Origin of the sequence: Mycobacterium sp., from assembly GCF_049608025.1 — a bacterium.
Classification (GTDB): Bacteria; Actinomycetota; Actinomycetes; order Mycobacteriales; family Mycobacteriaceae; genus Mycobacterium.
On sequence record NZ_JBMYXC010000010.1, the window covers coordinates 85,277 to 96,639 of the forward strand.

Annotated in this window: 7 protein-coding genes; 2 read left to right on the plus strand and 5 right to left on the minus strand. The window is 66.8% G+C overall.

Annotation, left to right across the window (positions count from 1 at the left end; translation table 11 throughout):
* Positions 1-31: 31 nt before the first annotated feature.
* The 3 genes from ACPGXI_RS05820 to ACPGXI_RS05830 all read right to left on the minus strand — a co-directional run bounded on the left by ACPGXI_RS05820 (position 32) and on the right by ACPGXI_RS05830 (position 4,181).
* Complete coding sequence (locus ACPGXI_RS05820; protein ID WP_526650738.1) at positions 32-1,462, minus strand: WS/DGAT/MGAT family O-acyltransferase; 1,431 nt, start codon at positions 1,460-1,462, stop codon at positions 32-34.
* A gap of 81 nt (positions 1,463-1,543) precedes the next feature.
* Positions 1,544-3,028: a protein adenylyltransferase SelO gene (locus ACPGXI_RS05825; RefSeq protein WP_526650740.1), complete on the minus strand. Its 1,485-nt coding sequence runs from the start codon at positions 3,026-3,028 to the stop codon at positions 1,544-1,546.
* Between the two features lie 10 nt (positions 3,029-3,038).
* Positions 3,039-4,181 carry a hypothetical protein gene (locus ACPGXI_RS05830; protein WP_526650742.1) on the minus strand — a complete coding sequence of 381 codons (1,143 nt, stop codon included), beginning with the start codon at positions 4,179-4,181 and terminating at the stop codon, positions 3,039-3,041.
* A 190-nt stretch (positions 4,182-4,371) separates the two neighbouring features.
* On the opposite strand from ACPGXI_RS05830, the gene ACPGXI_RS05835 reads away from it, so the two are divergent.
* Complete coding sequence (locus tag ACPGXI_RS05835; protein WP_526650744.1) at positions 4,372-5,265, plus strand: mycobacterial-type methylenetetrahydrofolate reductase; 894 nt, start codon at positions 4,372-4,374, stop codon at positions 5,263-5,265.
* Positions 5,266-9,186 carry an ATP-dependent RNA helicase HrpA gene (gene hrpA, locus ACPGXI_RS05840; protein WP_526650746.1) on the plus strand — a complete coding sequence of 1,307 codons (3,921 nt, stop codon included), beginning with the start codon at positions 5,266-5,268 and terminating at the stop codon, positions 9,184-9,186. It abuts the gene before it with no gap.
* Between the two features lie 124 nt (positions 9,187-9,310).
* On the opposite strand, the gene ACPGXI_RS05845 is transcribed toward hrpA, so the two are convergent.
* A complete protein-coding gene (locus tag ACPGXI_RS05845) occupies positions 9,311-10,570 on the minus strand; it encodes an HNH endonuclease signature motif containing protein (protein ID WP_526650748.1) in 1,260 nt (419 codons plus the stop codon).
* Positions 10,571-10,669: 99 nt separating this feature from the next.
* A partial coding sequence (locus ACPGXI_RS05850) for an MDR/zinc-dependent alcohol dehydrogenase-like family protein (RefSeq protein WP_526650750.1) occupies positions 10,670-11,363 on the minus strand: 694 nt, incomplete at its 5' end.

Sequence of the window (11,363 nt, forward strand, 5' to 3'; positions counted from 1 at the left end):
CCGATGGCCAGTACCAGAATCTGGAGGGTCGTCAGCCCAGCGAAGCCTTCTCGAGCTCGCCCAGCGCATCGCCGGTGTACACCGCAAGCCGCTGAAGGTGCGGTAAGGCGTCGCGGCAGCCGATGAAGCCGAAGTTCATGCTGTCGGCGTAGCTCTGCAGTGTGACGTTCAGCGCCATCCCGTGCATCGGAATAGACACCGGATACGTCGCTTCCAATCGGGAACCGTTGAAGTACAAGGGTTCCCGGGGGCCGGGGACGTTGGACACGCACAGGTTGAAAGTGTAGGGCCACGGCGGTTTCACGCCCGTCAAAGCGCCCGCGATCTGTCCGCCTGCCGGAGCCAGCAATGCCGCGCTGTAGGCGACGATGGCCGCCGGTGACATCGTCTGGAGCTGGGCCTTGGAGGCTCGCGTGGCCGCCGTGATCGTCGCCAGACGCTCGACGGGATCCTCGATGTCGGTGCCCATCGGGGCCAAGATGGCTCCCACCGCGTTGCCGCCGCCCTCGTCGCCCTTGGGCCGCACATTTACCGGAAGGAACGCGATCAGCGAGCGCTCCGGCAACTCGTCGATATCGGCCAGGAACTTGCGCAGACCGCCGCCGATGATGGCCAGCGCGACATCGTTGATCGTCGCGCCGTGCTGAGAGCCCACCGCCTTCAACCGATCGAATTCGTACTGCTGGGTGGCGAAGCGGCGGTTGCGGCTGATTCGCGCGTTGAGGATGCTGTGCGGCGCGGACACCGAACCCGCGATATGGCCGTACTCGCCGTCGCGCCGGATCTGGGTGTTGACCAGCGCGTTGGTGAGATCGACTGCGGAGGTGACCCCGTCGGTGACCGCCGAGCTGATGCCGCCGAGTGCGCGCATCGTGGCGGTCAGTGGATTCAGCGAGATTCCCGAGTCCGCGGTCGGGGGACGCGAGCGGGACGGCATGGGCACGTTGAAGAACATCTGGGTATCGCGCGCCTCTGGGTCGGGCGAAAGGCTGCGCGCCAGCATTTTCATCGCGCTGTAGCCGTCGACGAGCGCGTGGTGGATCTTCATGTAAAACGCGAAGCGTCCACCCTCGAGTCCCTCGATGACGTGGATCTCCCAGGGCGGCCTGGTCAGGTCGAGGTGATTGCTGTGCAGCCGGGACACCAGGATGCCCAGCTCCCGTTCGTCGCCCGGACTCGCAAGGGCCGACCGTCGGACGTGATAGTCGAAGTCGAAGTCGTCGTCGGTCACCCAATCGTGGACCGGGCTGAACTGCAACCTCGGGTGGGCCAGTTTGCGGTTCCACGGTGCCACCACCTTCTGCCGCCGCGCCTCGTCGATCATGTCCCGCAGGTAGTCGCGCGGTAGATCGGCGGGCGGTGTGAACGGCAGAAGCCCCGCGACGTGCATCTTCGAACTCGATGTCTCGCCGTAGATGAACATCAGGTCTTGCAGCCCAAGCCTGGCACTGTCGTCGCTCAAGGGGTCTCCTGTGGCCGTAGCTGCTTGCTGTCTTCGTCTAATGGTGTAGCTGATGGTGTAGGCAACGGTACGCCGGTGCGGTCAGGTTCCACAGAAAGTTTGAAAGGACGTGCTGAACTGCTGCTCGGCGGGCTCGGCGAAGCGCGCGAATCCAGGCCGTTCCTCGAACGGGGATCCGACGGCGTCCAGCAGTCGCAGGAACGGCTCCAGGTCGCCCGCGTTGGCTGCCGCCAACGCTTCTTCGACGAGGTGGTTGCGCGGGATGTAGATGGGGTTGACGAGATCCATCGCCTCCGGGTCGGGAGCCAGTGCCCGCCATCGGGTGGCCCAGCCGTCGAATCTCGCCAGGTCGATGAACTCGCCGCGCACCGGTTCGGCGTCTCCGCGAGCTGCCTGGCTGAGTCGGCGATAGAACGACGTGTGGTCGATCTGGTTCTGCTGCATCTGTGGGAGCAACTCCTCGATGAGCGGGGCCACCGCCTCGACAGAAGCGTGCGCAACTCCGAGCTTGGCCTGCATGCCGGCCGACCAGCTCTGCTGGTAGCGGCCGGCGAAGCCGTCCAGAGCCGACTTCGCCAGCTCGACGGCGCGCTCGAGGTCTTCGGTGCCGGATACGTCTTCGGTGCCGGATACGAACAGCGGCAGCAGCGCTTCGGCGAAGCGGGTCAGATTCCACAGCGCGATCCCGGGCTGGTTGCCGTATGCGTAGCGACCGCCAGTGTCGATCGAGCTGAATACGGTTGCCGGATCGAAGCTCTCCATGAAGGCGCACGGTCCGTAGTCGATGGTCTCGCCCGAGATGGTCGTGTTGTCGGTGTTCATCACCCCGTGCACGAAACCGGCCAGCATCCAGCGGGCGATCAGCTCGGCCTGCACGGTGCTGACCGCCTCGAGCAGGGCGACGTAGGGGTTGTCGGCCGCGGCCGCAGCCGGATGGTGCCGTGCGATCGCGTGGTCGGCCAGCCTGCGCAACAGATCGAGATTCCCCGTCGATTGAGAAATCTCGGCGGCGTACTGAAACGAGCCGACTCGGAGATGGCTGTCTGCTACGCGGGCGAGCACGGCCCCGGGCAACACCGTCTCCCGATATACCGGCCGTCCTGTCTCGGCCACCGCGAGAGCGCGAGTAGTCGGGATGTGCAGCGCGTGCATGGCCTCGCTGATGAGGTACTCGCGCAGCATCGGTCCGATCGCGGCCAGTCCGTCGCCGCCCCGGGCGAACGGCGTCCGGCCCGAACCTTTGAGGTGGAGGTCCCGTACCCGGCCGCCGGCGTCGACGATTTCACCGAGCAGCAATGCGCGGCCGTCCCCGAGGCGGGGGACGAAACCGCCGAACTGGTGGCCTGCGTAAGCCTGCGCGACGGGCGTCGCGTCGTCGGGGACCGTCGTGCCTACCAGCAGGCCCAGCCCCTCGGCGCTACGCAACCAGGTGGGGTCGAGGCCGAGTTCGGCTGCCAGTGGTTCGTTGAGGATGACGAGCTTGGGCTCGGGCGCCGCCTCCGCCTGCCAGTGCACCGCCAACTCGGGAAGCTCCCGGCCGAACCAGCCCTGTAGTGCGATGCTCACCTCATCCAGCCTACTGAGGCGGCGGAATCACGGCGATCGCGTCGACCCCGTCTTTGATCGAGGTCCGGCGATCGCTGTCCTCGAGCACCAGCGTCCCCGTCGGCTCGGTGTATGCGCCGCTCTTCGGCAAGACCAGCGCGCGCTGGCCGGGCGCGACGTCGCCAGTCTCCAGCGCCGCGGCCGGCGGGGTGATCTCCTGGATGTTGCCGGGGCCTGCTGTGTCCAATTGCCACACCAGAGGCGAATACAACGTGGGCTGGTCGCACTGCCAGGTCGCCAGGCTCAGCCTGGGAGGACCAGTCGGCGGCCACCAGAGCTTCGGCACCCTCGACCCGCTAGCGGCGTCCGGGCCTGCCACGTCGAAGGTCTGCTGGTCGCCGTCGGCGTCGGACAATACGACCGATGCGTTCCCGCAGGCGCTGTCCCTGCCCTGGTACAGAGCGTATGCGAGCTGGGTACCGTCGGCGCTCAGCCGTGCCACCGAAACCGGTGAGTTCGCCTCAGCCTGGCCGAGCCTGGTCGGCGCACCTGGACCGTGCGCGACGTACAGGGTGTCGGGGCCACCGAACGGCGACGGTGGAGCCTCCACCCGCGCGATCACCGCGGTGCCGCCGCGAGCGACGAGCAGTCGCGGCTCACCCGGGCGCACCCCTGCCACCGGGGGGAGTTCGACCGTCTGGTGCAGCACGGGTTGTGCGTCCGGGTCCGCCAGGTCCAGCTGCATCAGGCGATTCGGCTGCTCCCACCAGATGATGGTGCTGCCATCACCGGTTCCCAGAACCGGTCCCACCGGCACTGGGCGAGTCGTTGTCTTCCTGGTGTCGACCTCGAGCGTGGCGACCCGGTTGTCGGTGGTGCGCGCGAAGAGGAAGCGGCCGTCCGCGGTGGCAATAAGGTCGTTGGAGGGCTCGAAGGTGCCCGGCGACGAGGCGATCACGCTGGTGCCATCGACGAGCCCGATCTCGTCGAACGCCCGGTAGGCGAGAAGGGGTCCCGTGGGTTTGGCCGGCGTCGGGTCGAACGGGGAGCTCGGGCGGGCCGGGGCGGAACCACGACCTGAGTCGCCGACGGTGCAGGCCGCGACGAGGCTGGCGATCAGGGCCAGCGTCGCGACCAGCGTGCGGGATGTCTTCGGACTGCGCAGGATTTTCATGATGGCTGTGCCCCTATGAAAGCTCAGTGCCGAGTGTGATCTGGCACTGGGTCGTCCGCGCAAAGCCGAGAATCTGGCTGTCGGTAGGGTGAACCTCCTCTGGCGGCGGGGATGTAAGGCCGAATGACCTGGAGACGACGGACGTCGGCGGGCCGCCGGGAACAGTCGATGTCAGATGTGGAGCAACGCTGTGAGTCTGAACACCATTGCCCTGGAACTGGTGCCGCCGAATGTCGAACGGGGCCGTGAGCGGGCACTCGAGGACGCCGAGAAGGTACTGCGATGCTCGGCGGAGGCAGGTCTGGCCGGGCGAATCCGCCACGTCATGATCCCGGGAATGATCGAAGAGGATGACGATCGGCCCATCGAGATGAAGCCGAAGCTGGACGTTCTGGACTTCTGGTCGATGATCAAGCCCGAGCTTCCCGGGATCAACGGCCTGTGCACCCAGGTGACCGCGTTCATGGATGAGCGCGCGCTGCGTGCCCGACTGACCCAGTTGGGTGACAGCGGGTTCGACGGGATCGCGTTCGTCGGGGTCCCCCGCACCCTCAACGACGGCGAGGGCAGCGGCGTCGCACCCACCGACGCGTTGTCGATTTTCGACGGCGTCGTCGACAACCGCGGCGTGATCCTGATCCCGACCCGGGAAGCCGAACACGGGCGCTTCGAGTTCAAATGCAATCGGGGTGCCACCTACGGCATGACTCAGCTGCTGTACTCGGACGCGATCGTCGCGTTTCTCACCGAGTTCGCCGCCATGACGGAGCATCGACCCGAAATCCTGCTGTCGTTCGGTTTTGTGCCCAAGGTCGAGGGCAAGGTCGGTCTGATCGACTGGCTGATTCAGGATCCGGGCAATGCGGCGGTGGCCGCCGAGCAGGAGTTCGTCAAGACGCTCGCCGGCAGCGAACCCGCCGAACGGCGCAACCTGATGCTCGATTTGTACAAGCGGGTGGTCGATGGTGTGGGTGCGCTCGGCTTCCCGTTGAGCGTCCACTTCGAAGCCACCTATGGCGTGAACACGCCGGCGTTCCAGACTTTCGCCGCGATGCTGGAGTACTGGTCGCCGGACCAGCCCTAGATGTCCGATCCGTCGAATGCCGACGTGCAGGCCCTGCGCGGGCGGCTGGACGGGCTGACGCTTCGTGATGCGGCCAGGCTCGGCCGCAGGCTCAGAGGGTTGCGAGCGCCCACTGTCGACCAGTTGGGGCGACTGAACCAGCAGTTCGCCGCGGCCGAAACGCTCGTCGCGACCCGGATGGCCGCGGTCCCCGAGATCACCTATCCCGATCTACCCGTCAGCGAGCGGCGGGACGATCTCGCCAAGGCCATCGCCGAACATCAGGTTGTGGTGGTCGCCGGCGCGACCGGGTCCGGCAAAACCACGCAGCTGCCGAAGATCTGTCTCGAACTCGGACGTGGCGTCCGGGGCACGATCGGCCACACCCAGCCGCGGCGGTTGGCCGCACGCACCGTCGCCCAGCGCATCGCCGACGAACTCGCCACGCCGCTGGGCGATGCCGTGGGCTACTCCGTGCGCTTCAACGACCGGGCCGGCGATCGCACGCTGGTGAAGCTGATGACCGACGGCATCCTGCTCGCCGAGATCCAGCGTGATCGCCGGCTGCTGCGCTACGACACCCTCATTCTCGACGAGGCCCACGAGCGCAGCCTCAACATCGACTTCCTGCTCGGCTATCTGCGGGAACTGCTGCCGCGGCGACCCGATCTGAAAGTGATCGTCACCTCAGCGACGATCGAGCCCGAGCGGTTCGCGGCACACTTCAACGGTGCGCCCATCGTCGAGGTGTCGGGCCGCACCTATCCCGTCGAAATCCGTTACCGTCCATTGGAAGTCACTGTCTCGGCGGCCGGCTCCAGCAACGGGACTGACGATCCTGACGATCCCGACCACGAGGTCGTCCGCACCGAGCTTCGCGATCCGACCGAGGCCATCGTCGACGCGGTCGCCGAACTGGCTGCTGAACCGCCCGGCGACGTGCTGGTGTTCCTGTCCGGTGAGCGCGAGATCCGTGACACCCGTGAAGCACTCGGCAGCGCTGTCGGTTCGGACCTCGAGGTGCTTCCGCTGTACGCGAGACTGCCGACCGCCGAACAACAGAAGGTCTTCGTGCCGAGCCGGGCGAAACGCCGTGTCGTGCTGGCCACCAACGTCGCCGAGACGTCGCTGACCGTGCCCGGAATCCGCTACGTGGTCGATCCCGGCACCGCCCGCATCTCGCGGTACAGCCGCCGAACCAAGGTGCAGCGCTTGCCCATCGAGCCTATTTCGCAGGCTTCGGCGCAGCAGCGGGCCGGTCGATGCGGACGGACCGCGCCGGGGGTGTGTATCCGGCTCTACCCCGAAGCCGACTTTGACGCCCGTCCCCGCTACACCGACCCCGAACTGCTGCGCACCAACCTCGCGGCCGTCATCCTGCAGATGGCTGCTCTCGATCTCGGTGCGGTGGAGGACTTCGGGTTCCTCGACCCGCCCGACGCGCGCAGCATCCGCGACGGCGTGACCCTGCTGCAGGAACTCGGCGCCTTCGACAAGAACGGAGCGCTGACCGACACCGGCCGCAGGCTGGCCAGGATCCCGGTGGATCCACGGCTGGGCAGGATGTTGCTTCAGGCCGATGCCGAGGGATGCGTGCGGGAGGTGCTGGTGCTCGCCGCGGCATTGTCGATTCCAGACCCCCGCGAAAGACCCGCCGACCGGGAGGAATCCGCCCGTGAGAAGCACGCCAGATTCGCTGACGCACGCTCGGATTTCGCGTCCTTCCTCAACCTGTGGCGATACCTCGGCGAGCAGCGGAAGGAACGCTCCGGCAGCTCCTTTCGGCGGATGTGCCGCCAGGAATACCTGCACTACCTACGTATCCGTGAGTGGCAGGACCTGGTAGGTCAGCTGCGCTCCATCTGCCGCGATCTTGGTATCCGTGAGCAGGACGATCCTGCGGACACCGTAGCCGTGCACGCTGCGCTGACTGCTGGATTGCTGTCACACATCGGGCTGCGGGAGGGCGATGGACGTACCTATCAGGGCGCCCGCAACTCGAAATTCGTCCTCGCGCCGGGCTCGGTGCTTACCCGCCACCCCCCGCGCTGGGTCCTGGTTGCCGATCTCGTCGAAACCAGCAGGCTCTACGGACGCACCGCGGCGCGAATCGAGCCGGAGTCGGTCGAGCGTCTTGCCGGACACCTGGTGCAGAGGAACTACAGCGAGCCGCATTGGGATGCCAAGCGCGGCGAGGCGATGGCCTACGAAAGGGTGACGCTCTACGGGCTGCCGATCGTCGCGCGCCGCCGCGTCGGCTACGGGCAGATCGATCCGGAGGCCGCCCGGGAGTTGTTCATCCGGCATGCGCTCGTCGAGGGCGACTGGGAGACCCGACACCATTTCTTCAGAGACAACGCGCAGTTGCGGGCAGAACTCGCCGCACTCGAGGAGCGCGCCCGCCGCCGGGACATGCTGGTCGATGACGACGAGATATGTCGGTTCTACGACGCGCGCGTTCCCGAGGACATCGTGTCGGTGCGCCACTTCGACGGTTGGTGGCGCAAACAGCGGCGGCGCGCTCCGGATTTGCTCACCCTGAGTCGCGGCGACCTGATGCGCAGCGAGGAAGACACCGACCATCCGGAGACCTGGCAGTCTGGCGATCTGGCGCTGCCGCTGTCCTACCGGTACGACCCGAATGCCGCTGATGACGGTGTCACCGTGCATGTTCCGGTCGATGTGCTAGCCCGACTGGGCGGCGACGACTTCGCATGGCAGGTTCCCGCGCTACGCGAGGAACTCCTCATCGCGCTGATTCGCAGTCTGCCGAAGGGACTGCGACGCAACTTCGTACCGGCGCCCGATACCGCCCGGGCATTGCTCCGGGCAATCCCGCCCGACGTCGAATACCTGTTGGACGCCGTGCAGCGCGAACTACGAAGGATGACAGGGATTCTGGTTCCCGTCGATGCGTTCGATCTCGACAAGCTGCCGCAGCACCTCCGGGTGACCTTCGCCGTCGAAGCCGCGGACGGCGCCGTGGTGGCGCGGGGGAAGAACCTCGCTGAACTTCAGGACCATCTCGCCGCACCGGTCCGGCAGGCCGTAGCGGCCGCGCTGGCGGATGGACTCGAGCGCTCGGGTCTACGCGGCTGGCCAGACGATCTCGACGAATTGCCGAGGGTCGTCGAGAGCAGCGGAAGTTCCGGACATGCGGTCCGCGGTTATCCGGCCCTGGTCGACCGGGCTTCTGCAGTGGATGTTCGGGTGTTCGCGACACCCGCTGAGCAGGCCGCCAGCGCAGTGTCGGGAAGCCTGCGACTGTTACGGCTTACCGGGCCGTCGGTTGCGAAACCGGTTGAGCGGGGCCTTGATACCCGAACCAAGCTGGTCCTGGGTAACAACCCCGACGGATCGCTGGCTGCACTGATCGAGGACTGTGCCGATGCGGCCGTCGCGCTGCTCGTTCCGGAGCCGGTCTGGACCCGGCATGAGTTCGATTCTGCGCGAACCCGATTGGCCAGTGCTTTAACCCCCACCACCCTGGATGTAGCACGCCGCGTCGAAAAGGTGCTCGCCGCCCTGCACCAGGTGCAGATCACACTGCCGGATACGCCGACCCCCGCGCAGGCCGAGGCAGTCGCCGACATTCGCGCCCAACTGGCGCGGCTGATGCCTGCCGGGTTCGTCGCGGCTGCCGGTGCGGGTCGTCTCGGTGATCTCGCCCGTTACCTGGCCGCGGTGAACCGCCGCCTGGAGAGGTTGCCGCAGGCGCCGGCCGCTGACCGGGACCGGATGGCCCGGATAGCCGTGGTCCAGGACTCCTACGATGAACTCGTTTCGGCGCTGTCACCGGCGAGGGCAGGGTCCGCAGATGTCCGCGACATCGCCTGGCTCATCGAGGAGTTGAGGGTCAGCCTGTGGGCCCAGCAACTCGGGACCGCCCGGCCGGTCAGCGAACAACGGATCTTTCGCGCGCTGGATGCGGTCCACGATTAGGTTCCATCACTTCTGGCTCCAGCGGCGGCTGAAGTGTTGCTGCGCAACGAGTGTCCCTTCCCGCAGGCGGTCCACAACTGTCCCGACGACCAAGGAGGCGGAGCGCCGGTGACAAGCAACGTCTCTAGCTGGCCTGGTCAATGGCCGGTGGTGGTTGTGGTTGGAAGGGTTGGTACCACCACCAGTCGGCGCGTTCGCCGGTGGGGCCGGGACATGGTGCGACTGCGGGCGGGGGTTTCGTCGGTGGGCGGGCCAGTGATCCGGCGCCCAGTGGTTGGCCGTCACTGTCGCTTACTGTGAGGTGTTGGGCGGGTCCGGTGATGGTGATCGTGCCCCGATGGTGTAACCGGTGGTGGTAAGGGCACACCAGCACGAGATTGTCGAGTTCGGTGAGGCCGCCGTCTTCCCAGTGCCGGATGTGGTGGGCGTGCAGTCCTCGGGTGGCGCCACAGCCGGGAACCGCGCAGCAGCGGTCCCGATGCTCGAGCGCACGACGCAGCCGTCGGCTGACCGTTCGGGTGGTCCGTCCGGTTCCGATGACCTGGCCGTCACGTTCGAACCAGACTTCGCAGGTGGCGTCGCAGGTCAAGAATTGCCGCTCATCATCGGATAGCAACGGGCCCAGATGCAGGGAAGCCACCCGTTGTGCGACGTCGAGATGGGCGACCACGGTGGTGTGGTGGCCGTGCGGTCTGCGGGCCACCTCGGCATCCCAGCCCGCTCCGATCAGGCTCATGAATGCCGCGACCGTGTCGGGAAACGGGGGCGCCTGATCGCCGGCCCGGTCACCGGTGTCGTGATCCCGCTTCCATTCGGCGATCTGTGCGTCGTGATGAGACTGCAGGGCAGCGTCAAAGGTGGCTGCTTCGACACGAGGTAGTCGGATCCGCCAGGTGGTGTACGCATCATCGACGGTCTTGCTGATCGAGCGTGGGGGTTCGGGTCGTGGATCTGGTTCGGGTCGTGGTTCGAGCTTGACCGCGGTGCGCAGCTGGCTGACCGTCGCGTTTTCGGCCAGTTCCGCGTAGTGCGCGTCGGATCCGTCGGCCGCGCGGTCGGCGATGACGCCGACCTGATCCAGCGACAGCCGGCCCTGCCGCATGCTGGCTGCGCAGCGGGGGAACTGCTCAAGCCGACGTGCGACCGCGACAACCGTGTCTGCGTTGCGCGGTGCCGCGCCGGTTTTCCAGGCCACCAACGCCGACAATGACCGTGCACCGGTGGCGCCCCACAGTTCGTCGCGGTTCACCTCGGCCACGATCTCCACGATGCGCCCGTCGATCGCGTTGCGCTGACCGGTCAACTCGGCCAATTCCTCGAACAACTCCTCAAGGCGCTCAACACCGCAGGTCTGCGCGGCCAAAGAGGTTGCGGTCGAGGACATGGTGTCATCATCGCAGGGGGGTACGACACTGATGATGGTCCACGATTGATGCCGGTCCGCGTCAACCGCCAGATCACGAAGATCGAGGCCTGGGGCCCGCTAAGGTGCGGTCGCCTGACTGGCCGGGTCGATGAGGATTTTGGCGTGCGCTTCGGGGTCGCCGAGAGCCTCGAATGCCGTCGCGACGCCGTCCAGGCCGACGGTGCCGGTCACCAGCGCCGACGCGTCCAACTTCCCGTCGGCGAGCATGTGCAGGGTGTCACGGAACTCCAGTGGCGTGTAACCGAAGACGAACCGCATGTCGATCTCCTTGCCGACAGCCATGGCGGGCCGCAACTTGTCCTCGCCCATGCAGACGCCGACGACGACGATCCGCGACGCCAGCGGTGCCGCACCGATCACCCCGTCGATCATTCCGGGAACGCCGACGCACTCGAAGATGACCGGCCGCTTGGGAGCGGTGGCGCCGAGGCGGTCCATCGCCCGATAGACGTGCGACCATCCCGGCAGACGTCGCAGTTTCTGCATCGATCCCACCCCGAGTTCGTAGAGCGCGGGCAGGCTGGTGAGGCCCTGCTGCTTGGCGGGCACCGCCGCATAGGGGGAGCCGACCGCAGGGTCGACGACGATATGAGCGCCGCATCGGGCGGCCAAAGCCCGCCGCCCCGGCGAGAAGTCGCTGGCCACGATGGTGCCTACGCCTTGGGCTTTCAGGTGGCAGATGACGGCCAATCCGACCGGTCCGCAGCCGAGCACGATGGCGACGTCCTTGCGACTGATCTCGCTGCGCCGG

Coding starts and splice junctions, on each gene's coding strand:
- ACPGXI_RS05830 (WP_526650742.1), bottom strand. CDS start 4,181: ATGAAAATCCTGCGCAGTCCGAAGACATCCCGCACGCTGGTCGCGACG.
- hrpA (WP_526650746.1), top strand. CDS start 5,266: ATGTCCGATCCGTCGAATGCCGACGTGCAGGCCCTGCGCGGGCGGCTG.
- ACPGXI_RS05845 (WP_526650748.1), bottom strand. CDS start 10,570: ATGTCCTCGACCGCAACCTCTTTGGCCGCGCAGACCTGCGGTGTTGAG.